Genomic DNA, 22446 nt, shown 5'->3' with positions numbered 1-22446 from the left:
CGGTTATCTCCGGTTCGGGTTGAAGGTGCTGGGCAAGCTAGCCCAGCAACTGTCGTAATCGGCCTGCAGTTGCGGGCTGTCGAGTGCCTGCAGGCTGGGGCGCAGCACTTGGCTGGTTTCGAACATGAATGCCATGGTGCTGTCGATCTTGTGCGGTGCCAGTTGCGCCGCAATGGCCTTTTCGCAGGTTTCGGCGTCCGGACCATGGGCGCTCATCACCCCATGCAGCGATGCGCCACCGGGCAGGAAGCCTTCGGCCTTGGCATCGTAGGCGCCGCTGATCAAGCCCATGAACTCGTTCATCAGGTTTCGGTGGAACCATGGCGGGCGGAACGTGTTTTCGGCCACCATCCAGCGGGGCGGGAATATCACGAAATCCATATTGGCCATGCCGTGTACGCTGGTCGGCGATGTAAGTACGGTGAAGATCGACGGGTCCGGGTGATCGAAACTCACCGTGCCAATGGTATTGAAACGGCGCAGGTCGTATTTATACGGCACGTTGCTGCCGTGCCAGGCGACCACGTCCAGCGGCGAATGCTGCAGCTCGCAGCCCCAATGCTCACCAAGAAACTTCTGCACCAGCTGCACTGGCCCTGGGGCCTCTTCGTAGCGCGCCACCGGGGTGAGAAAGTCCCTGGGGTTGGCCAGGCCGTTGCTGCCAATCGGCCCCAGATCCGGCAGGCGCAGCGGTGCGCCATGGTTCTCGGCGACGTAACCGCGGGCCTGGCCATCGAGCAACTCGACACGGAATTTCATCCCGCGAGGCATCACGGCGATTTCCTGCGGCTCGATGTCCATCACCCCCAGTTCGGTAACAAGGCGCAGGCGACCTTGCTCTGGTACCAACAGCAACTCGCCGTCCGCGTTGAAGAACACCCGTTGCATGGAGCGGTTGGCGCGGTAGAGGTAGATGCTGACCCCCGCCGGCTTTTCGGCCACCGAATTGGCGGCCATTGGCAACCAGCCTTCGATGAAATCGGTAGGCTCGGTGGGTATCGGCTGAGGGTTCCAACGCAGACGGTTGGGCGTGATCGCCCCCAGCGGCCCCGACAGAGGCTGGCGCTCAAGGCGTTCGAAACGAGGGTGCAGCGCCGACGGGCGGATACGGTATAGCCAGGTGCGGCGCAGCTCGCTGCGGGGCATGGTGAACGCCGTGCCCGACAGCAGCTCGGCATACAAACCATAGGGGGCCTTTTGCGGGGAGTTCTGCCCGATCGGCAGTGCGCCGGGCAGTGCTTCGCTGGCAAATTCGTTGCCGAAACCGCTCAGGTACTGAAGGTCGGCGGACGTGTCGCGGTTCATCGATGCCTCCGGATTTTGTTTTTATCGTAATTTAATTACGAATAACGTAATTTGCTCCCTGCCAGGCGTCAAGCTATAAAGGCGCGACGCGAAACATCCGGAAGCTTCATACCCATGGCCAAAGCCAGCTCCAGCGCCGACAACGGCAAGCAGAAAGTCCGCTCGGCGGAAGTCGGCACCGATATCCTCAAGGCCCTTGCCGAACTCTCGCCGTCCACCTCGCTGTCACGCCTGGCAGAGCACGTGCAGATGCCGGCGAGCAAGGTACACCGCTACCTGCAAGCACTGATCGCCAGCGGCTTCGCCGAGCAGGATGGCGCAACCAACCACTACGGTCTGGGGCGTGAAGCCTTGCGTGTGGGGCTGGCAGCGTTGGGCAGCATCGATGTGTTGAAGGTAGCGGCGTTGCCGCTGTCGCAATTGCGCGACGCGCTCAACGAAAGTTGCTTTCTTGCGGTATGGGGCAACCAAGGCGCCACTGTGGTCAGTATCGAACCCGCCGTACGAGCGGTTACGGTGGTGACTCAAATCGGCTCGGTACTGCCGCTGCTCAGTTCTTCCACTGGCCTGGTGTTCACCGCCCACCTTCCCGAGCGTGAGACCGTGGAGTTGCGCGACCGCGAACTGGCGGCACTGCAGCAAAGCGCCTGCGCGTATGAGCCCTTGCTGGCAGGCATCCGCGAACGCGGCTTGCACCATGTGCACGGTCTGCTGATGCCCGGTGTGGATGCGTTGTCTGCGCCAGTGTTCAACGCCATGGGGCAGATCGCTGCGGTGATGACCGTGGTCGGGCCGACTTCAATTTTCCATGCTGATGAGAACGGCCCGGCAGCGCAGCGGCTACTGGCTGCCGCACGGGACACCAGCTGGCGCATGGGCTACGCGCCAGCGCCTTGAAACGACCGCCAGGCACTATTGCCCGAAACGTAAAGGTGAATGTCACGAGCGGCTATTTTTCCCGTCGGATCAAGCGCTTATTCTTGGTCGCACTGGCTGGCCTGAAGGGTTTTATCCCCCCCGCTTTTCAGGCCCGCGAGGTTGTACGACGTAGATTTTGAAGCTCCTTGATCTAACGTCTCGATTGGCCGCTGCATGTGCAGCGGCTTTTTTTATTTTTGCAGGTTGGCCATCATCTGCTGCAACGACTGCAAGTTGTCTTGCGGGTGCACGGCGCCGGTGAAATCACCAATCTGCGCCCACTGCTGCGCGACCTGCTCTGGGGTGAAACCCTGCTCAGGGTCAAAGCCGACGCCCAGGCTACGCTCCCAGCGCACTTTACCTACCCAGCCGCCGCCCACTTCGAACAATTGCCCGCTGTCCTGGCACTGCTCGCTGCCCAGGTACACCACCAAAGGGCTGATCAACTCAGGCCTGAGGCGCTCGAACAGCTCAGGGGGTATCAACCCCTCGGTCATGCGAGTGCCGCCAGTCGGCGCAATGGCATTGACCCGTATTGCATGCTTGTGCCCCTCGATGGCCAGGGTGCGTGTCAGCCCATAAAGCCCCAGCTTGGCCATGGCGTAATTGGCCTGGCCGAAGTTGCCGTAGATCCCCGAAGTCGATGCGGTAAAGATCACCCGCCCCCAGTTTTGCTCGCGCAGGTACGGCCAGGCAGCCCGGGTGATCTTGTAGGCACCTTCGACGTGGACCTTGTACACCTGCTCCCAATCACTGTCGTCCATCTTGTGAAAGGCTTTGTCCCGCAGGATGCCTGCGTTGTTCACCAGCACATCGACCCGGCCGAAACAGTCCAGCGCCTGCTCGACGATACGCGCTCCCTCGGTTACCGAATCATGATTGGCCACCGCCGTGCCGCCGGCTGCGCGGATTTGCGCCACCACCTGGTCGGCGGCAGAAGCGTTGGCGCCCTCCCCCTGGGCAGAACCGCCCAGGTCGTTCACCACCACCCGGGCGCCACGCGCGGCAAACAGTAAGGCGTGGGCACGGCCCAGGCCACCGCCGGCGCCGGTCACGATCACTACACGCTCTTGCAGGCTCACCGGCTCATTCATGCTCATGGCTCCAAGTCAGGTTGAATGCATCGAGTCTCCGCCAGCACTTGGAGGCGGACAATCAAGCTCAACCTGGCTGAATGCCGGGCGATAAGGCGCGCCGATGATAGCCGGCTCAGGACCAGGCAACTTTCTGTGGTACGAAGCTCAAGGGCTGTTCGCGAAACGACAGATAATGGCGCAGTACCTGCACTGGTGCCTCGGTGTGCGGGTAATGGCCAATACCCTGCAACTCCACGGTGTCGGGGTTCGGCACCATTTGCTGATAGCGCTCGAGCATGTGGCCCCCCGAAACCGGGTCAACCACGCCGTTTATGAAACGCAGCGGCACGGCCCCATGCTGCAACGCGCCAACCCAGCGCTCACGGTGCAGCCTGCGCTCGGGCACGTAGGCGATGAGCCTGTGCAGGATACGCGTGCCGGCGTTGGCTGTGATCAGGCTCCAGTAGTCATCCAGCGCACTTTCGCTGGGATGGGTGCGTGGGCCGTAGATCTGGCTGAGCGTGCGCACCAGGCCATCGCGGCCGAACGATCGCCCGACTAGCCAACCGAGCCGGCTGAGCAGTAGCTTTTGAACACGCAGAATCTGGCAACTCTCCGGAAACAGCCCGCTGTTGAGAAACACACAGCTGGCAATTTCCGCTCGCCGTTCGTGATGCCGGGCAAGCAATTCTTGGGCGACGCTGCCACCATAATCGTGGGCCAACAGGTGCACCGGTTGATCGACGTGCAGATGCGCCAACAGCGCCTGTTGCAGGTCCGCTTGTTCCATCAGGCTGTAGCGGTGGTTGTGCGGCTTTGCAGAATCGCCAAAACCGAGCATGTCGCAGGCAATTACCCGAAAGCGTTGCGCCAACGGCGCCCACAGGTAATGCCAGTCCCAACTCGCGGTGGGAAAACCATGTAACAACAGCAGGGGTTCTCCTTGCCCTGCGCTCCAGTAACGAATGCTGTGGCCACGGAATGAAAAGCTCTGACCGCGGGTACGCCATACGCGCAGAGGAATCTCGGCGATAGGCATCACAGCGGTCCAGGTGCAATGGAATTGATGGTATCGAGCAAGGCTGCGGTCATTGCATGTCACCTCGGCACTTACATGTGCTCTCTATTTCGAGGTTGAGTGTATCAGCGGCCCGTCAGGTGAAACTTGCGTTACCAGCCAGCTTGATGACCGAGCGAGTCAGTGGCACGAATGGTCATAGCAGCATCACCAGCAATGGCGCGGCAAATAGATTGAGCAACCCGGTCAGCACCATCACCAGCCCGGCCACAGAACCTTCTTCGCCGCCCACCTCCCTGGCGCGGCTGACCCCGGCGCCGTGCGCCCCCACCCCGAATAGCGCACCGCGCGCCAAAGGAGTACGCAGCGGCAGCCAACGCAGCAGAACGCCACCGAACATGGCCCCCAGTACGCCGGTGAACATCACGAACACTGCCGTCAGTTCCGGCACGCCACCCAGGTCATGGGCCAGGGGCATGGCGAAAGGAGTAGTGATCGAGCGCGGCACCAGCGACAGACTGATGGCGTCATCCAATGCCAATACGTGTGCCAGCCCCCAGGAGCTTGCGATCGATGCCGCACTTCCCGCCACCATCCCTACCAGCAATGCAGGCCAATGCCGTGCCAGCATCGCCCGTTGCTGCCAGATCGGTACCGCGAAGGCGACCGTCACCGGGCCCAGCACGCTCATCAGCCAATGGGTGTTGCGCGAATACTCGGCGTAGGCCGTGTGCAGCGGCACGGCAACGGCCAGCAACAACGCCGGGACCAGAATCAGCGGCGACATCAGGTAGCGCCCGGTACGCCGGTACAGCCATCGGCTGAGCAGATACGCCGCCAAGGTCAAGGCCAGCCAGAACAGCGGCATCGGTTCAAGGCTCATGGCGCAGCCTCCAGCGGCAGACCAGCTCCACGGTCAAAGCGGTCACCACCATGACCATCAAAGTACTCACGGCAATGACCAGCAGGATGCGCCAGCCCTCACTGCGCACCAGGCTGCCATAATCGAGCAGGCTCATCAGCGCCGGGATAAAGAACAGCAGCATTTCGGCCATCAGCCAACCAGCGCCAAGCTGCAAGGTGGCGGGCTTGAGCACACCGCAAGCGAACAATAGCAGCAGCAGGCCCAGCCCCATCACGCCACCCGGAATCGGCCAGCCCAGCCAGGCGGCCAATTGGCCACCGAATAGAAACAAGCCCAGCAGCACCGCAACTTCGGCAAGCAGGCGCACGGGCTTTTTGAACAGTGTGGGTTTCATGGGCAGGTTCCTCGACAGGCCTTAATTTTAAATTTCGACTGCCTAGGCCAAAAGCGAATTGTTAGACTTGCATCCATTCCACAATGGAATCGCAACAATGGAATTCAAACAGCTGCGCAGCTTCATCGAAGTGGTTCATTGCGGGGGTTTTACCCAAGCCGCGAAAACCTTGCATATCAGCCAGTCAGCCGTAAGCAAGCAGGTCGCTCAGCTGGAGCAAGATGTGGGCCAGCCGCTGCTTGAGCGTCAGGCTTCTCAACTGCATCTGACGGCTGCCGGGCGTATCGTGCTGGAGCGTGGCGAAGCGCTGCTGCGCCAGCGCCAGGCACTGCTCAACGAGTTGGACGATCTAGGTCAGATGGGGCGTGGCGAGCTTCGCCTGGGTTTGCCGATGCTAGGCAGCGATACATTGTTCGCCGGATTGTTCGCCGAATACCGCAGGCGTTACCCCAACATCACCATTCAACTGCTCGAAGGTGGCAGCCGAAACATAGAACAGGCGGTGGCAAACGGCGAACTGGAGCTGGGCGGCAGCCTGACGCCAAGCGACCCGGCCTTCGAGTACCAACCGTTCTGCAATGAACCGCTGGACGCGATGCTTGCGGCGGGTCATGAGTTGGCCGGGCTGCAACAGGTCAGCCTGAAACAGCTGGCACAGACCCCTTTCCTGCTGTACCAACGCAGTTTCGTGCTCAATGACCGGTTGCTCAAGGCATGCCAGCAGCAGGGCTTCACCCCGATAGAAGGTGGCCGCAGCGGCCAGGCGGACTTCCTGGTAGCGCTGGTAGCGGCTGGCCAGGGCGTGGTGCTGCTGCCCAGAGTAGTGGCAAAAACGCTGGAACGCCCCGGCGTGGTGCGCCTGGCGCTGATGGCTCCAGCGCAGCTGCGCTGGGACATCGCCTTCATCTGGCGGCGTGGCGCCTACCTCTCACGTGCCGCGCAGGCCTGGCTGGCCTTGTTGCGCGAGCAGCCGCCTCAGGCCTTCAACGCTTGAGCGAACTGCACCAACCACGGTTCAGCATCCGCCTCGGGCGTCACGGTTTCGCTGGCATCGAGGGTGAGCATCGGCAGCACTTCACGCACACCCAGCTCGGCGAACAGTTCACGTACCTGCTCGCCGCCGCCGCAGTAGGTATCGCCATAGCTCGAGTCCCCCAAGCCAATGACCGCGCCTGGCAAACCGCGCAAGGCCGCTGGCAGGGTATCGCGAAGGCTGCTGTAAAGGGGCATCAGGTTATCGGGCAGCTCGCCCATGCCGGTGGTGGACGTAACCGCGAGCAATGCGGCAGGGGCAAAACCTTCAAGGTCCTGAGCAGTGGCGCGGGCGGCGTGCCAGGCTTCGAAGCCTTGAGCCTTGAGCAAGCCCTCGGCATGTCGGGCGACTTCTTCGGCGGTGCCATACACCGAACCTGAGATAATGGCGACTTTCATCGGGATGTGGATTCCGAAACTGACTGAAAACGTAGGATACTAGCATCCGTAGGTGGCAAAAGGCCGGCTCTGAACCGTCTTAAATCCCGACCAATGCACTTGAACCAATCACATTGAACGCGGTCAATTCCCGTTGAAGAAATCGCTACCACCGAGTTCGATCATGCAACCCGACGCGCTCCTGACTCAGGACGAACTGGATTTCATCCAGGACATGCAGCATTCCCCGCAGTTGAACCTGGCCGACCCCATGTCGAGCCTGCAGGTCAATGGTGACCGCCGCGTTCAGTCGTTGCTGGCCCGTCTGGTTGCCAACGAGCAGGTGACCCTTCAGGCCCAGTTCAACAACCAGCAAATCAGCTTCCCGCTCCAGCTGGTCGAAGATGAGTTCAATGCGCTGCACCTGCAAATCGGCTCCCCGGAAATCTATGAAGACGATGGCCCGATGCTGCGCCCTTGGCGCCTGTCGATGGAACAGCCATGCCCGCTGCTTGACGCCCAGGGCAAGCCTTCCGGGCTGCTGGTCAGGGATATCTCGTTCAAAGGCGTCTTGCTCGAAGTGCGCGGCATGGCAAAAGCACCTACACGGTTCGATCTGCATTTCGCACCCACTGGTGTCAGCCCAATTGGCCTGCATGGGCGGCTACGCCGTCGTATCGGCCCGGACCTTGCCGCCTATGACCTGAGCCGCAGCAGCGCTGGGGAAATCGACCGGCTACGCGAATACATTCTCCAGGCCCACCGCCTCGCACACCCCGAGCTGCACGATCAGGTAGCGGTCTAACTGCAAGCCTTGCGTCGATTCACGTGTTTCTCCCCTCACCTGCACCCCTGTAAAATGCCTCGCTGCGCCCGTTTCTTGCATGCCTGCTGACGTCGCCCAACACCCCGGGCCACGCAGACAGGGGCCGGCTACCCGCCAGCTCCATCGCCAGGAGATACACGATGTCTACCCCACCCGTCACGCTGATGGTTTCACGCCGCGCCGCCCATGGCCGTTACCAGGACCTGCTGGCCTGGCTGCATGAAGGCGAGCAACTTGCCACGGACTTCCCCGGCTACCTCGGCTCAGGCATCCTCGCCCCGCCCCGCGACAGCGATGAATTCCAGATTATTTTCCGTTTCAGTGACGAGCCTACACTGTGCGCCTGGGAGCATTCGGCTTCGCGCAAAGCATGGCTGGTGCGGGGCAATGGCTTGTTCGAACGCCCCAGGGAGAGGCGCGTGACGGGCCTGGACGACTGGTTTGGCACCAGCTCGGTGCAAAAGCCGCCGCGCTGGAAGCAGGCGGTGGCCATCTGGTTGGCGTTCTTCCCCGTCTCGTTGCTGTTCAATGCGCTGTTCGGGCAATGGCTGGCGGCGTTCGATCTGCTGCCCAGAATCATGCTCAGCACCCTGGCCCTGACGCCGGTGATGGTCTATTGCTTCATACCCTTGTCCACCCGCCTGTTGGCCAACTGGCTGCATGCCACGCCAGCAACCGGCTCGGCATTGCGCAGCCGCTGAGGCGGGTCATACAACCCGTATCAGTTGGGGTATGCTGGGCAGTAACGACAGGACAGACAAGTTGACCGCCCGCACATGAATAGCCCCATTCTCGTTACCGGAGCCAGCCAGCGCGTCGGGCTGGCCCTGGCCCTCGAACTGGCCCAGGCCGGCCATACGGTAGTCAGTGCCAGCCGCAGCGTACAGCCCCAGCCTGCGCACCCGAACATCGTGCAATTCCAGGCAGACCTGTGCCTGAAGGCCGACCGCGATGCCTTGATCGATCACCTGCAGCGCAACTACGACGGCCTGCGTGCCATCATCCACAATGCCTCGCTCTGGCTCGACGATGACCTGGACAACCTGCAGACCATGTACCGCCTGCATGTCGAGGCGCCCTATCACCTGAACCTGGCCTTGGGCGAGTTGCTGAACAAGGTCGAAAAGGCCGATATCATTCACATCTGCGACGAAACCTCTTCGCGTGGCAGCAAGGGCCATATCGGCTACGCCGCCACCAAGGCTGCACTGCAGAACATGGTGCTGTCATTCGCTGAAAAGTACGCGCCCAAGGTCCATGTCAACGGTATCCTGCCGGGCCTTTTGATCCTGAAGGAAGGTGGTGACGAGGCCTATCGGCAGCAGACCCTGAAAAAGGCCCTGCTGGAATTCGAGCCCGGCGCCGGGCCGTTGATCGAGACGGTCAAATACCTGCTCGCCAGCCAGTACAGCACGGGCAGCCAAGTGGTCATCAACGGTGGCCGCCACCTGAAGAACCGCATGATCTGAGAGACTCACATGACTGAACAACAGCAACTCGAACTCGAAGCCGCCGCATTCCGGCGCCTGGTCGAACACCTGCAAAAACGCACTGATGTGCAGAATATCGACCTGATGAACCTCTCTGGTTTCTGCCGCAACTGCCTGTCCAAGTGGTACAAGGCCGCCGCCGACGAGCGCCAGGTCGACATCACCCTGGATGACGCCCGCGAAGCGGTGTACGGCATGCCTTACGCCGAGTGGAAAGCCCAATACCAGAAAGAAGCCAGCGCCGAGCAGCAAGCGGCGTTCGAACAAGGAAAAACCTCGTGACTGATCTGAACACCCTGCGCAGCAGCCTGGCCAGCGGCCAACACCTTTTCGCAGATACCCTGGCGTTCATCGCCAGCAACTATAGCTACCAGCCCCAGGCATTCAACAACGGTGGCGTGGAAAATGCCGCAGGGCAGAACGAAGGGTCGTGCAAGACCTTGGGCCTGGCTCTGCTGGAAGGGCTGAGCGACCAGCAGGCACTGCTGGCCTTCGGCGAACATTATCGCGATGTGCTGGCCACCCCTGAAGGCAGCGACCATGGCAATATCCGGGCGTTGATCAAACACGGGCTGGCGGGCGTGAAGTTCGCCGCTCAGCCGCTCAAGCGCAACGTTTGATGGCATCGGGCCAGGCCGGGGTGATCAGCGGATCAGCTGCCCTGGCCCATTGGCAGGCAAACTGCCGCACTTGACCCATTGCAGGGCAATCGGCCACAAATTCGCGCGAAACCTGTCATGGAAAAACGCGAAGTGGCCGATCTGCTCGACCGAGATATCCACAGGGGCTATGCGCAGGTGCCAACGCTCGGCGCCCTGCAGGTAACTCAGCAGCCGCTCTGTAGCCGCTACGGTGCCGAACGGGTCATCGGTCAGGCTGATCGCCAACGTCGCTGCGCGTACTTGAGCAAATGGCATTTCTGGCAGGTAGCGCCCGCTGGGCCGATGCTCATAGCGCTCGGTGCGGGCCGTCCAGTCCTTGACCACCCCAGTGGGGGTATCCTCCATCCAGCCCAGGCGCTTGCCAGGAAAGTAACCGAACAGACGGGTGAGCAACGGCATCGCTACATGCCATTTGCCGAGCAGCCGCCAGCGTTGCTCAGGTGCATAGTCACGCCAATAGGCAAACTGCGCCCCTACCATCAGCACCCGCCGCACCTGCCCTGCCGACGGGGCCAGGCCCACGGCGCAACCGCCGAAGCTATGGCCCACCACACTCACTGGCTGGCCAGGAAACTGCGTGGCAGCGTGGGCCAACATGGCTTCGAAGTCCAGCCGCCCCCAATCGCTCCACGAAGCCTGGAAGCCGCGCAATGCGTGCGGGCGAGACTCGCCGATGCCGCGGTAGTCGTAGGTCAGTACATCGCAGCCGTGAGCGAACAGGTAGTTGGCGAAGCGCGAGTAATATCGGCAGCGAACCGAAGTGGCCGCATTGATGATCACCAGAGGTCGCTGGCTGTCGGGCTGGGCGTGTCGCCAGCAGAAGCCGCCTAGACTGTAGCCGTCGGCTGCGGCCTGGCGAAATGCGGTAGCAGGTTGGGTGAGGCTGCTCATGTCGCGCATCCTGTTGTGATGCGCCAAAACTAGCAAAAAATAAGGGCCCCTACTGGCTAATAACAGGCAGTAGGGGCCTCATGCTGGTCTACCCGGGCCGGGGCACAGCAGTTCGTGGCTAAACCCGCGAACGGCGATGAAGCGAACCCCTTGGGCTGGACTGGCAAACACTCGCCTGTGCTAGCCCAATGAAGCCTCGCAGCTTACAGCTCGATGCAGTCGAACTTCACATCGGTAGCCACATCTTCGTCGTAGTTGACGTCAGCGCGCTCGAAGCCGAACAGGTTCAGGAACTGTTTCTTGTAACCGGCGTAGTCGGTCAGCTCGAACAGGTTTTCGGTGGTCACTTGCGGCCACATCGCCTTGCAGGCGTCCTGCACGTCGTCACGCAGCTCCCAGTCGTCCAGGCGCAGGCGGGCCTTTTCATCGACCTCGGCCGGTGCGCCGTCAGCACGATACAGGCGGTCACGGAACATGCGGTCCAGTTGGTCCTGGGTGCCTTCGTGAACACCCTTTTCCTGCATGATCTTGAACACCATCGACAGGTACAGCGGCATCACCGGAATGGCCGAGCTGGCCTGGGTGACCACCGATTTGAGCACCGCCACGTTGGCGCCGCCTTTCACTTCAGCGGCCAGCTTCTGGTCCAGACGCAGTGCGGTTTCGTCCAGGTCCTGTTTGGCCCGGCCCAGGGCACCGTGCCAGTAGATTGGCCAGGTGATTTCGGTGCCGATGTAGCTGAAGGCTACGGTGCGCACGCCTTCGGCCAGTACGTCCGCGCCCGCCAGAGCGTCGATCCACAGCTGCCAGTCCTGGCCACCCATCACGGTGACGGTATCGGCAATTTCCTGCTCAGTGGCCGGCTCGATGCTGGCCTCGATGATCGTATCCTTGTTGGTGTCGATCGCAGTCGACTTGTACGGTTGGCCGATTGGCTTCAACGCCGAGCGCACCACTTCGCCGGTCGTCGGTAGCTTGCGCACAGGCGAAGCCAGCGAATAGATGACCAGGTCGACCTTGCCGCCCATTTCGTTCTTGATCAGCTCGATGACCTTGGCGCGGGCTTCGTCGGAGAAGGCGTCACCGTTGATCGACTTGCTGTACAGGCCCTCGGCCTTGGCGAACTTGTCGAAGGCAGCAGCGTTATACCAGCCGGCAGTACCGGCCTTGGTTTCGGTACCGGGCTTTTCGAAGAACACGCCCAGGGTGTCGGCCTTGAAGCCGAAGGCTGCGGTAATGCGAGCCGCCAGACCGTAGCCGCTGGAAGCACCGATGACCAGGACCTTCTTCGGGCCATCCTCGCGCACGCCCAGCTTGCGGGTGGCTTCGATCTGGTCACGGACGTTGAGCTCGCAGCCCTTCGGGTGAGTCGTGGTGCAGATGAAACCGCGAACCTTAGGATGAATGATGGCCAATGTCTGTACCTCGTCAGGTTAATGCCGGAGGAAGCGCCAGCGGGGGCGATTCCGTTTGATCGAGGGTGAGACTACCCCCGCAGGTTATCCGACACATATTACGGGGTGTTTGAGGCGATTCAAACGCCGGTCACGCCTGCAATCGATCACGCAACCACCCCAGGAACTGTCGGGCCAGTGGATCGTCCTGGCTGTCACGATGGACCAGGCAAGCCCAGGCTGGTCCACGTACCCGCTGCTCGGACAGCGCCTGCAGGCGCCCCTGCTGCACCACGCGTTGGGCCAGCAACTGGCTCACCAAGGCAACCCCCAGGCCTTCGCTTGCCGCATCCAGCAACAGCCCTGGGTCTGAAAAATTCAGCCCCTTGGCCTGCTGCCCTACATCCTCACCGCCTTCCAGTTGCCAATGGCTCCAGTCCATTTCGCGCTCTCCGTGCAAAGTAGTGCGCATTTGCGCAGGGCTTTGCAGCAATGTTGGGTGGCAGGCTGGGTAGAGGGCGTCCTGATGCAACACGGTGAAGCTGCACTCAGCTTGGGCGCTGAGGTCGTCACGGATGGCCAGGTCGATGGTTTCGCTGGCCATATCGGGGACCTCGAAGCTGGTGAACAGCCATAGGTCCACCTGCGGGCAGCGCTGATGGAAATCGGCCAAACGTGGCAGCAGCCAGTGCCGAGCGAAAGCGGGGCTGGTATTGACCACCAGCTGGTTGGGCTTGCGGTACTGCTCCAGGCGGCGGATGCCCACTGCCAGGTGCTGGAGCATAGACTGGGTGGTGCTCAGCAGATCTTGGCCGGCATCGGTCAGGCTCACCGCGCGGCCACTGCGATGAAACAGGGGCTGTTCCAGGTAGGTTTCCAGGCTGCGGATTTGCTGGCTGATGGCTGATTGGGTGAGGTTCAGGGCTTGTGCGGCTTTATGAAAGCTGCCCAGCCGTGCGGCGGCTTCGAAGCCCCTGAGGGCATTGAGTGGGGGCCAGTACTTGAGCATGATCGATAAGCTCTGCTAATCAGTTTTCTACTAAATCTATCGTTTGTCACCCCGCTTTCATAGCCCTAGCATGGTCATCAACACCCGCGACGGCGGGCTTCGTTGATAAAAAACCTTAATAGAATCGGAGTTCACTATGCACCTGTCTGCCGACAGCGGCTGGCGTATGCCTGCCGAATGGGCCCGCCACGCAGCAACCTGGATGGTCTGGCCTAGCAACCAGGCCCAATGGGAGAGCGGCTTGCGAGTCAGCCTGCCCGACGTACAGCGCGACTTTGCCCGAGTAGCGGCCGCGATCGCACGCTTCGAGCCCGTCAGGATGGTGGTCGACCCGTCGGCCATGGCCAGTGCCCGTGCGCTGTGCGGTGCCAATATCGAACTGATCGAACTGGCCGTTGACGACAGTTGGTGCCGGGACAGCGGCCCGACCTTCATCTGCCACCCGCAGTACGGCCTGGCCGGCCTGAGCTGGCGCTTCAACGCCTGGGGCGGTAAATCGCAGTACGATCTAGACCGCAGCCTTGGGCGCCGCATCCTCGACCATCTGGGTGTGGACGGCTTCAGTACCGCATTGTGCAACGAAGGGGGCGCCATTCATGTGGATGGCCAGGGTACGCTGATCACCACAGAGTCGGTGCTGCTCAACCCGAACCGCAATCCAGGTATCGACAAGGCGACCTTCGAAGCTTGCTTTGCCCGCTACCTGGGCATCAGCAAAACCATCTGGCTGCCGGGAGACCCAGAATACGTCACAGGCGACATGACCGACGGCCATGTCGACGGTGTCTGCGCATTTGCCCGCCCTGGTGTTTTGCTGGTCGATGCCACCCATGAGCATGGCTCGGTCTACGCCGAAGTGGTCCGGGAAAACCGCCGCGCTCTGGAACTGGCGACCGACGCCCATGGCCGGCATTTCGAACTGCTGGACCTATACGAAGCCAGCGCTGCGGTGGATCAGCATGCTGAGGTGTTCTGCGCGTCCTATACCAACTTCTACATCGCCAACGGCGCGATCATCATGCCGGCTTACGGCATTGCCGCTGACCAGAACGCCGCCGAGCAGCTCGCCCAGGCATTCCCGGGCCGTGAAATCGTACCGGTGCGCATCGATGCCATTGCGCACGGCGGCGGCGGCATCCATTGCATCACCCAGCAGCAACCCCAGGTGCAGCCATGAGCCTGCTGCGCGTGGCCACCACCCAGATGCCCTGCAGTTGGGACCTGCCAGGCAACCTCGAGCGCGCCGAGCAACTGGTGCGCCAGGCCGCCGCCCAAGGCGCACAGGTGATCCTGCTGCAAGAGCTGTTCGCCACACCCTACTTCTGCATCGAGCAGGACCACAAACACCAGGCACTGGCCCAACCCTACCCCAGCAGCCCGATTCTGCAACGCTTCGCAGCCCTGGCCGGCGAACTCGGCGTGGTGCTGCCGTTGAGTTGGTATGAGCGGGCCGGCAACGCTTTCTTCAATTCATTGACGGTGGCCGATGCCGATGGCCGGCTGCTGGGCGTCTACCGCAAAACCCATATCCCCAACGCCATCGGCTACCAAGAGAAGGAATACTTCAGCCCTGGCGATACCGGTTTCAAAGTCTGGGACACCGCCTTCGGCCGGCTGGGCATCGGCATCTGCTGGGACCAGTGGTTTCCGGAAACGGCCCGCTGCCTGGCACTGATGGGCGCTGAAGTGCTGTTGTTCCCGACCGCCATCGGTTCGGAGCCCGGCTGCATGGAGCTCGACTCGCGCGACCACTGGCAGGTGGCGATGCGCGGCCATGCCGCCGCTAACCTGGTGCCCGTGGTGGCGGCCAACCGTGTCGGCAAGGAAGTAGCTGGCAGCGATGAATCACTGAGCATGATGTTCTACGGCTCATCGTTCATCTGCGACCACAAGGGCGCCATGCTCACCGAGGCCGACCGTGCCAGCAGCGGCATCTGGCTGCACGATCTGGACTTGGCGGGCATGCGCGAGGACCGCCTGAGCTGGGGTATCTACCGCGACCGCCGGCCGCAGATGTATGCGCCCCTACTGACGCTGGATGGTCAGCACTCACTCAACCCGAGGGCCTGAACATGGTACGCCATCTTTTCGCCGCACTAGGCCTGGCCATCTGCGCAAGCCAGGCCCATGCCGAGCAACCTACGCTGCGCCTGTACAACTGGGCCGACTACTTCGCTGAAGACACACTCAAGCGGTTCACCGCAGAAACCGGTATCCAGGTGATCTACGACGTGATGGACGGCAGCGAGGTATTGGAGGCCAAGTTGATGTCCGGGCGCAGTGGCTACGACCTGGTGTTCCCTGGTGACACCGTGGCCGAACGGCTGATGCGTGCCGGCAGCCTGCAACCGCTCGACCAGAGCCGCCTGGAGGCACTTGGGGATATCGAGCCAGGGCTGCGCGCGCTGCACGCGCAATACCCCAACGCCAGCAAAGCCACCGTCCCCTACACCTGGGGCACCATCGGCCTGACCGGCAATGCCGAGAAAATTCGCCAGCGCATGCCCGATGCGCTTTTGGACAACCTCGATCTGTTGTTCAAACCGGAACTGGCCGCCAAGTTCGCCGATTGCGGCATCTCGATCATCGACTCTCCTGACGAAGTACTGGCCGTGGTGCTCAACTATCTGGGGCGAGAGCCGCGCAGCGCCAAGCGCGAAGACCTGGCCGCCGCCAGCGAATTGCTCAAGGCGGTTCGCCCCTACATCCGCAAATTCCAGTCGCAACCGGTGACCGAGCTGGTGAACGAAAACCTATGCCTATCACTGGGCTACAGCGGCGACGTGATCCAAGCCCAACGCACGGCCGAAACGGCCGGCAAGCAGCTGGATTTCCAGTACCGAGTGCCCCGCCAGGGCACAACGGTGTGGATGGACACCATGGCCATCCCCATCGATGCCAAGCACCCGGAATACGCCTATCGTTTCATCAACTTCGTGATGCGCCCGGCGAACATGGCTGCCATCAGCAACTTCACAGGCTACCCGACCGCCAGTGCCAAAGCCCGCCCAGCGGTGGACGCACGGATGCGCGACAACCCCGATATCTACCTGGCCCCCGCCACCTATGCCCGGCTGATTCCGGGCCGCGATATTCCACAAGCCGACATGCGAGCACGCATGCGCGTGTGGACTCGCTTCAAGACCGCACAGGACTGAGCCATGCCAAACCGTCGAACCTTTCTGCAACTGTCACTGGCCGCAGGCCTGGGCGCCGGGCTGGGGCTGCCGTTGGGCCTTGCCCGTGCCGAGGAGACTGGGCGCTGGTTCATGCCGGACGAGGGCGAGCCCCAGCAACGCGCGTTCATCGCATTCGGTGCCCAGCAGGCAATCTGGGAAGACTTCACCGCCGATGTACAGGCGGCCCTCGGCCGAATCGCCCAGGCCATTGCCCGCTATCAGCCGGTCACCGTCTTTTGTCGCCCCGGCGAACGCGAGCTTGCCGAACAGCACTGCGCCAGCGGCAACACAACGTTTGTCGAGTGCGACCTGGACGATATATGGATGCGCGACATCAGCGCCAATTTCGTGCTCGACGATCAGGGCGCTCTGGCAGCCGTAGACTTCAACTTCAACGGTTGGGGCAACAAACAACGCCATCGCAACGACGCGCTACTGGCCAGGCGCGTTGCTAGCCTGGCCAACGCGCGTTACCAGCGCAGCGAACTGGTCGGCGAAGGCGGTGCCATCGAGGTGGACGGCCATGGCACTGGCATCATGACGCAGAGCAGCTGGGTCAATGCCAACCGCAACCGGCAATGGAGCAAGGCCGAGGTCGAGGCTGAGCTCAAAGCGCGTCTGGGGTTGGATAAAGTCATCTGGCTGCCGGGTATCGCAGGCAAGGACATCACGGACGGGCACGTGGATTTCTATGCGCGCTTCGTTCGTCCGGGGGTGGTCATCGCCAACCTGGACAATGATCCGGACTCCTATGACTACGAAGTGACCCGCAAGCATTTGGAGATTCTCAAGCAAGCCACCGATGCTCAAGGCAGGCGTTTGCAAATACACGTCGTATCACCCCCAATGCACGGGCGGCGCAACAAATTCAACCGGGGCAACGATGATTTCGCGGCGGGGTACATCAACTACTTCGTGATCAATGGCGCAGTCATCGCACCGCAGTTCGGCGATGCACAGGCCGATGAGAAAGCCGGGGCGCTTTTGGCAGTGCTGTACCCAGGGCGCGAAATCGTTCAGCTGGACATCGATGCCATTGCTGCCGGTGGCGGCGGTATCCACTGCGTGACGCACCAGTGCCCGGCATAGTCGCCTGGCGCATGCCTGCAACGGTCAATCGGTCGTGAGGTCGACCGCCCCAGGCGCGCAACCCCATGGGCTGCACTGGCCTCGACCAGCACGCTGCCCAGTGGCCGCCACGGCCTAAGCGCGCATTCATTGGCTTTTCACATCAATCACAAAGAAAAACAAACTTAACAAATCAGCCCATCGCGCCGATGCTGGCAGCACTACGCCCATTGCCCGGAGAACAACAACATGAACGACGTGGTCATCGTCGCCGCAACCCGTACCGCCATCGGCAGCTTCCAGGGCGCCCTGGCCACAGTGCCCGCGGTCGATCTGGGTGCGGCAGTGATCAAGCAGCTGCTGGCGCAGACCGGGCTGGACCCGGCTCAGGTCGACGAAGTCATTCTCGGCCAGGTGCTGACCGCGGGGGCTGGGCAGAACCCTGCGCGCCAGGCCGCGATCAAGGCTGGCCTGCCTTACAGCGTACCGGCCCTGACCCTGAACAAAGTCTGTGGCTCTGGCCTGAAGGCTCTGCACCTGGCGGCCCAGGCAATACGCTGCGGCGACGCCGAGGTGGTGATCGCCGGAGGCCAGGAGAACATGAGCCTGGCCCCGTACGTGATGCCTTCGGCGCGCACCGGCCAACGCATGGGCCATGGCCAACTGATAGACAGCATGATCAGCGATGGCCTGTGGGATGCCTTCAACGACTATCACATGGGCATCACTGCGGAAAACCTGGCGGACAACTATGAATTGAGCCGGGAGCAGCAGGACGCGTTCGCCGCCGACTCGCAGCGCAAGGCCGTAGAGGCCATCGATGCCGGGCGCTTCAAGGCCGAGATCACGCCAATTGTGATGCCGCAGAAAAAAGGCGAGCCCTTGGTCTTTGACCGCGATGAACAGCCTCGCCCCGGCACCACTGCCCAATCGCTGGCCAAGCTACGCCCAGCGTTCAAGAAAGATGGCAGCGTTACCGCCGGCAATGCCTCCAGCCTGAACGATGGCGCCGCCGCCGTATTGCTGATGAGCGCCAGCAAAGCCCAGGCCCTCGGGCTGCCGGCACTGGCAAAGATTGCCGGCTATGCCAGCGCAGGGGTGGACCCAGCGATCATGGGCATCGGCCCTGTGTCTGCAACCCAACGCTGCCTGGACAAAGCGGGCTGGCAATTGGCTGACCTGGACCTGATCGAAGCCAACGAAGCGTTCGCCGCTCAAGCCCTGGCGGTGGGCAAGGCACTGCAGTGGGATGCCAGCAAGGTCAACGTCAATGGCGGTGCAATCGCCCTGGGGCATCCGATTGGCGCTTCCGGTTGCCGGGTGCTGGTCACCTTGCTGCATGAAATGATCAAACGCGACGCCAAAAAAGGCCTGGCCACCCTGTGCATCGGAGGCGGCCATGGGGTCGCCCTGGCCATCGAACGGTGATCAGGCGCTGACCCGCAGCTCGCTGGCTTGCGCGTCGTTGACCGCCCTGGCCAGTTGCGCGACTTCCTGACACTTCTGCACGGCCAGGTGTACCGGGCCGTGCAGCAACGCGCAGGATGTTGCCACCCACAGGCGATCGCCAAGGCGCTCGTGGGCATCGCGCAGCAAGTCCAATGTCGCTTCCAGATCGCCAGGTGAGGCACTGTTACCGTCGATCAGGCCAAGCGACAGCACCTTGTAGCCCGGCAGGCGATCGAGTACGGCCGCATACTGCTCCGGGGCCTGAACCAGATCGACATGCAGGCCATCGACCGGAAGGCTGACGGCCACGCCCAGGTTGCCCTCGAGGCCACCGGTGCTGATGGCGATCAACTTCCTCAGCGGCGCACGCTGAAGGATGTTGTAAACCCGCTCGTAAGCGTTTTTCCATTCCTGGGGCAATTCCCTGGCCAGGATCGGCTCATCGATCTGTACCCAATCGGCGCCCAGAGCAGCCAGGTGGTTAAGGGCCCGGTCATACTGCGGCAACAGGCGCTCCAATAACTGCACCTCATCCAGCTCGCTGGCGCTTTGGCTAGCCAGCCACAGATAGCTCAATGGGCCGATCACCACCGGCTTGACTGCATGGCCCAAGGCTTTCGCCGCTTTGACTTCTTCGAACAATTGCTCCCACTTCTGCGCCAGAAGCTGCTCATCGACGCTGAGCAAGCACGCTGGCTGTTGGGCATACCAGGCAACGTCGCCGACCGGCAACAGGTCGATGCCGGCATCTTTCTGCACTTGCCATTGGCGGGCACGCAGCGCATGGTCGCCGCTGATGTGGGGGAACCCCAGAATGTGTGCCAGTGCCATGTCGCGCCCCTCGATAATCCCAGAATGAATGCGCAGCATTGTCCGGCCCGCGTACGGCTGAGACAAACTCATTAAATTTGAGATGAACTCAAGAATTTCTCATGATGCCGCTGCTCCATGTCTTGTTCAGAGCAACCGCGTGCGCCTTCAGACATGACCCCAGGCCAGCACCTGCCGCACAATGCCAAGCTGAAGACATTAGGTACTCGCCAAACATGAGCCCGCTCAAAGCCGCGCTGCGCGATAAACAGTTCGTTTGCGTCATGGAATTCGTGCCCAAGGCCTCAGCCCAGCGCTTCGCGGCGATGGCGGCGATCATGGCGCGCAAGCAGCTGTGTGGCTGGCCCATGACCGTCGCCATCGGTGACCGCGTAAGCAGCCCGCTGGACATGTCCCCTCTCGACGCCCTCGGCACGTTCGATACCCCAGTGCCTGCCCTGCCCCACTTTTCGGGCAAGGACCGCGAGGCCCATTACCTTCTGGCGCAGTTGCAGCGTATGCAGGCAGCCGGCCTCGATCAGTTGCTGCTGCTGAGCGGCGACCGTCTGCCGGGCCATCAGCCTGGGGAACGCCCTGTGCGCTACCTGGAGTCGGTAGCGGCCCTGCTGATCGCGCGCCAGGCCTGCCCACACTGGTTGCTCGGAGCCGCACTGAACCCTTTCAAGTACCACGAGGAGGAAGGCGGGGCGCAGTATCTGAAGGCCGAGAAAAAGCTCGCTGCCGGCGCCGATTTTCTCACCTTGCAACTGGGCTTCGATGCCAGTAAGCACCAGCAAGCCATGCACTGGATGCAGCGTCAGGGTTCGCCTAAACCGATGCTGGCCTGTTTGATGAGCCTGACTGCTGGCCGTGCAGCGATGCTCGAACACGTGGCCGGCGTTACCGTATCGCCGTCGATGCGCAGCCTGCTCGAAGCCGAAAGCCAAGTGTCCAAGGCCTTTGCCCTGGCCCGCAGTGTCGACCGCCTGGCGCTGCAGATCATCGGCGTGAAGCTGATGGGATACGCGGGCGTACACCTGTCCGGGGTTCATGACCTCGAGCAGCTGTTGCTACTGGAGGAGCGCTTGCACTACTGGCAGGGCCACATCCACTCGATGGCCCAGTGGGCGCCTGCCTGGGAGGACAGTTGGCAGATGCCGGGCCTGCCCAGCGTGATCTTTCATCCACCTGCGGGCAACTGGCGCCCGGGCGAATCGACTGCGCGTGCTTCTGCAAAAGAAACCCTTCGCTATCACCTGCTGCACAGCACCCATTCGCTGCTGTTCAGCCGCAGCAGTTGGCTGAGCAAGGCGTTCGGCTGGGCGGTGCGTCAGCCTGTCTGGGCGACCCAGGGAGGAGCCAGGGTGCTGCATCGCCTGGAGCGGGCAGCCAAACGCCCGCTGGTAGGCTGCGACACCTGTGGCCGCTGCCGCCTGGAAGATACGCTGTACATCTGCCCGGAAACCTGCCCCAAAGGCCTGGCCAATGGGCCTTGCGGGGGGACGTCACTGAACCGCTGCGAGTTTGGCGACCGTGAATGCATCCACAGCGTGAAATACCGCACCGCCAAGGCCGTGGGGCAGACTGGCGTACTGGCTGAGCGACTGATCCCGTGCGTCGAGGTGCAGACCCGCCACCGCAGCTCCTGGCCGCAGTGGTTCGAGGCACCTCAATTGCGCCAGCTCAGTCGGCAACCAACGCCTGAAAGCCAGCCCGAATCTTAGCTTCGGGCAACTCATCGGCGATGAACACCATCACGCTCTCGCGGGTTTCACAGGCTCCCCACTCGGCATCCCAGTCGAAGCCATAGAGTTTGAGCACACCCTGGAACACCAGTCGGCGGTCCTCGCCAGCAATGTTCAGCACGCCCTTGTAGCGCAGCAACTGCTTGCCGTGCTCCTCCAACAGCTGGTTCATGAAATCACTGAGGCGGTCGATGTCCAGCGCCGTTTCAGTGCGCAGTACCAGCGTACTGATGCGGTCAGGCGTGGCGGGCTTGAGCACGGGTCGCAGGCTCGGCTTGAGGTTGGCGCCCAGGTCTGGGTTGAGGTTGAAACCGCGCACATCCAGCAGTTTGGCCAAGTCGATACGGCCATGTTCGACCAGCTCAATGGCTGCCCGACCATTGATCCGCGCCAGGCGCTCCTGCAGCGCCTGCACCGCTGCCGGCTCGACCAGGTCGGTCTTGCTCAGCAGCAAACGGTCGGCAAAACCAACCTGGGCCTGGGCAATGCTCTGGGTCAGGTGCACATCGGCGTGGGCAGCATCGACCAGGGTGATGATGCCGTCCAGCAGGTAACGCTCACGCAGTTCTTCATCGACGAAAAAGGTCTGGGCAACCGGCGCCGGGTCAGCCAGGCCTGTGCATTCGATCACCAGCCGGTCGAAGGCGATCTCGCCGGCGTCCAGGCGTTCGAGTAGCAGGTACAAGGCGCGGGTGAGGTCGCCATGGATGCTGCAGCACACGCAGCCATTGGCCAGGGTCATGACCTGCACCGGTTCGTCGCCTAGCAGCTGGCTATCGATGCCAGCCTCGCTGAACTCGTTTTCGATCACGGCCAGTTTCAGCCCGTGCTCGGCCTTTAGCATGTGCTTGAGCAGGGTGGTCTTGCCAGCACCGAGAAAACCGGTGAGCACTGTGACGGGAATGGGCGTGTGCACGCGAAAAATCTCCTGAAGCTG

The 22446-nt window shown here is 62.0% G+C and carries 24 protein-coding genes; 13 read left to right on the top strand and 11 right to left on the bottom strand.

Annotation, left to right across the window (positions count from 1 at the left end):
* Nucleotides 1-3 precede the first annotated feature (3 nt).
* The gene (hmgA, locus tag ACK59H_RS04555; protein WP_060478537.1) at nt 4-1305 is read right to left on the bottom strand and encodes a homogentisate 1,2-dioxygenase; all 1302 of its coding nucleotides are present in this window, start codon (nt 1303-1305) and stop codon (nt 4-6) included.
* Nucleotides 1306-1419: 114 nt separating this feature from the next.
* Here hmgA and ACK59H_RS04550 point away from each other — a divergent pair, with 114 nt between their 5' ends.
* Complete coding sequence (locus ACK59H_RS04550) at nt 1420-2202, top strand: IclR family transcriptional regulator (RefSeq protein ID WP_060478536.1); 783 nt, start codon at nt 1420-1422, stop codon at nt 2200-2202.
* Nucleotides 2203-2414: 212 nt separating this feature from the next.
* Here ACK59H_RS04550 and ACK59H_RS04545 read toward each other — a convergent pair whose 3' ends face one another.
* The 4 genes from ACK59H_RS04545 to ACK59H_RS04530 all read right to left on the bottom strand — a co-directional run bounded on the left by ACK59H_RS04545 (nt 2415) and on the right by ACK59H_RS04530 (nt 5576).
* A complete protein-coding gene (locus tag ACK59H_RS04545; protein WP_060478535.1) occupies nt 2415-3317 on the bottom strand; it encodes an SDR family oxidoreductase in 903 nt (300 codons plus the stop codon).
* Nucleotides 3318-3432: 115 nt separating this feature from the next.
* Complete coding sequence (locus ACK59H_RS04540) at nt 3433-4338, bottom strand: alpha/beta fold hydrolase (RefSeq protein WP_060478534.1); 906 nt, start codon at nt 4336-4338, stop codon at nt 3433-3435.
* 175 nt (nt 4339-4513) lie between these two features.
* A complete protein-coding gene (locus ACK59H_RS04535; RefSeq protein WP_060478533.1) occupies nt 4514-5200 on the bottom strand; it encodes an LrgB family protein in 687 nt (228 codons plus the stop codon).
* Nucleotides 5190-5576, bottom strand: a complete 387-nt coding sequence (locus ACK59H_RS04530; protein ID WP_060478532.1) for a CidA/LrgA family protein — start codon at nt 5574-5576, stop codon at nt 5190-5192. The genes ACK59H_RS04535 and ACK59H_RS04530 overlap by 11 nt, the downstream gene beginning before the upstream one ends.
* A 97-nt stretch (nt 5577-5673) precedes the next feature.
* Between ACK59H_RS04530 and ACK59H_RS04525 the strand changes: the two genes are divergently transcribed.
* Nucleotides 5674-6570 carry a LysR family transcriptional regulator gene (locus ACK59H_RS04525; RefSeq protein ID WP_060478531.1) on the top strand — a complete coding sequence of 299 codons (897 nt, stop codon included), beginning with the start codon at nt 5674-5676 and terminating at the stop codon, nt 6568-6570.
* Here ACK59H_RS04525 and ACK59H_RS04520 read toward each other — a convergent pair.
* Complete coding sequence (locus ACK59H_RS04520; protein WP_060478530.1) at nt 6552-7007, bottom strand: flavodoxin; 456 nt, start codon at nt 7005-7007, stop codon at nt 6552-6554. The two genes, ACK59H_RS04525 and ACK59H_RS04520, sit on opposite strands and share 19 nt — an antisense overlap.
* Nucleotides 7008-7170: 163 nt before the next feature.
* Between ACK59H_RS04520 and ACK59H_RS04515 the strand changes: the two genes are divergently transcribed.
* From ACK59H_RS04515 to ACK59H_RS04495, 5 genes are all read left to right on the top strand, one after another.
* The gene (locus ACK59H_RS04515; RefSeq protein WP_060478529.1) at nt 7171-7791 is read left to right on the top strand and encodes a hypothetical protein; all 621 of its coding nucleotides are present in this window, start codon (nt 7171-7173) and stop codon (nt 7789-7791) included.
* A gap of 161 nt (nt 7792-7952) precedes the next feature.
* A complete protein-coding gene (locus tag ACK59H_RS04510; RefSeq protein WP_060478528.1) occupies nt 7953-8513 on the top strand; it encodes a hypothetical protein in 561 nt (186 codons plus the stop codon).
* 75 nt (nt 8514-8588) lie between these two features.
* Entirely contained in the window at nt 8589-9281 is a 693-nt protein-coding gene (gene folM / locus ACK59H_RS04505; protein WP_060478527.1) for a dihydromonapterin reductase, read from the top strand.
* A 9-nt stretch (nt 9282-9290) separates the two neighbouring features.
* The gene (locus ACK59H_RS04500) at nt 9291-9584 is read left to right on the top strand and encodes a DUF1244 domain-containing protein (protein WP_060478526.1); all 294 of its coding nucleotides are present in this window, start codon (nt 9291-9293) and stop codon (nt 9582-9584) included.
* Nucleotides 9581-9922, top strand: a complete 342-nt coding sequence (locus ACK59H_RS04495; protein WP_060478525.1) for a HopJ type III effector protein — start codon at nt 9581-9583, stop codon at nt 9920-9922. Before ACK59H_RS04500 ends, ACK59H_RS04495 begins: the two co-directional genes overlap by 4 nt.
* Before the next feature lie 24 nt (nt 9923-9946).
* Here ACK59H_RS04495 and ACK59H_RS04490 read toward each other — a convergent pair whose 3' ends face one another.
* The 3 genes from ACK59H_RS04490 to ACK59H_RS04480 form a co-directional block, all read right to left on the bottom strand.
* Nucleotides 9947-10855, bottom strand: coding sequence for an alpha/beta fold hydrolase (locus ACK59H_RS04490; protein WP_060478524.1), 909 nt, complete (start codon nt 10853-10855; stop codon nt 9947-9949).
* Between the two features lie 203 nt (nt 10856-11058).
* Nucleotides 11059-12270 (bottom strand): enoyl-ACP reductase FabV, encoded by a 1212-nt coding sequence (gene fabV, locus ACK59H_RS04485; protein ID WP_060478523.1) that lies wholly within the window; start codon nt 12268-12270, stop codon nt 11059-11061.
* A gap of 130 nt (nt 12271-12400) precedes the next feature.
* On the bottom strand, nt 12401-13258 hold the full coding sequence (locus ACK59H_RS04480; RefSeq protein ID WP_060478522.1) for a LysR substrate-binding domain-containing protein: 858 nt from the start codon (nt 13256-13258) through the stop codon (nt 12401-12403).
* Between the two features lie 136 nt (nt 13259-13394).
* Here ACK59H_RS04480 and ACK59H_RS04475 point away from each other — a divergent pair, with 136 nt between their 5' ends.
* The 5 genes from ACK59H_RS04475 to ACK59H_RS04455 all read left to right on the top strand — a co-directional run bounded on the left by ACK59H_RS04475 (nt 13395) and on the right by ACK59H_RS04455 (nt 18933).
* Nucleotides 13395-14435: an agmatine deiminase family protein gene (locus ACK59H_RS04475; protein WP_060478521.1), complete on the top strand. Its 1041-nt coding sequence runs from the start codon at nt 13395-13397 to the stop codon at nt 14433-14435.
* Nucleotides 14432-15328 carry an N-carbamoylputrescine amidase gene (aguB, locus tag ACK59H_RS04470; protein ID WP_060478520.1) on the top strand — a complete coding sequence of 299 codons (897 nt, stop codon included), beginning with the start codon at nt 14432-14434 and terminating at the stop codon, nt 15326-15328. The genes ACK59H_RS04475 and aguB overlap by 4 nt, the downstream gene beginning before the upstream one ends.
* A 2-nt stretch (nt 15329-15330) precedes the next feature.
* Nucleotides 15331-16416 carry an extracellular solute-binding protein gene (locus ACK59H_RS04465; protein ID WP_060478519.1) on the top strand — a complete coding sequence of 362 codons (1086 nt, stop codon included), beginning with the start codon at nt 15331-15333 and terminating at the stop codon, nt 16414-16416.
* A gap of 3 nt (nt 16417-16419) precedes the next feature.
* Nucleotides 16420-17526, top strand: coding sequence for an agmatine deiminase family protein (locus ACK59H_RS04460; protein WP_060478518.1), 1107 nt, complete (start codon nt 16420-16422; stop codon nt 17524-17526).
* Nucleotides 17527-17754: 228 nt separating this feature from the next.
* A complete protein-coding gene (locus ACK59H_RS04455; protein WP_060478517.1) occupies nt 17755-18933 on the top strand; it encodes an acetyl-CoA C-acetyltransferase in 1179 nt (392 codons plus the stop codon).
* On the opposite strand, the gene ACK59H_RS04450 is transcribed toward ACK59H_RS04455, so the two are convergent.
* The gene (locus ACK59H_RS04450) at nt 18934-19785 is read right to left on the bottom strand and encodes a 5-methyltetrahydropteroyltriglutamate--homocysteine methyltransferase (RefSeq protein WP_060478548.1); all 852 of its coding nucleotides are present in this window, start codon (nt 19783-19785) and stop codon (nt 18934-18936) included.
* A 215-nt stretch (nt 19786-20000) separates the two neighbouring features.
* Here ACK59H_RS04450 and ACK59H_RS04445 point away from each other — a divergent pair, with 215 nt between their 5' ends.
* Nucleotides 20001-21488 carry a methylenetetrahydrofolate reductase C-terminal domain-containing protein gene (locus ACK59H_RS04445; protein WP_060478516.1) on the top strand — a complete coding sequence of 496 codons (1488 nt, stop codon included), beginning with the start codon at nt 20001-20003 and terminating at the stop codon, nt 21486-21488.
* Here the strand turns inward: ACK59H_RS04445 and yjiA are convergent.
* On the bottom strand, nt 21448-22425 hold the full coding sequence (yjiA, locus tag ACK59H_RS04440; RefSeq protein WP_060478515.1) for a GTPase: 978 nt from the start codon (nt 22423-22425) through the stop codon (nt 21448-21450). The genes ACK59H_RS04445 and yjiA overlap by 41 nt on opposite strands.
* Nucleotides 22426-22446 lie beyond the last annotated feature (21 nt).

Source organism: Pseudomonas sp. KCJK9000 (assembly GCF_046230725.1).
Lineage (GTDB): Bacteria > Pseudomonadota > Gammaproteobacteria > Pseudomonadales > Pseudomonadaceae > Aquipseudomonas > Aquipseudomonas promysalinigenes.
Note: the sequence above shows the minus strand (reverse complement) of the source record. Positions and strands in the feature narration are given on the sequence as shown.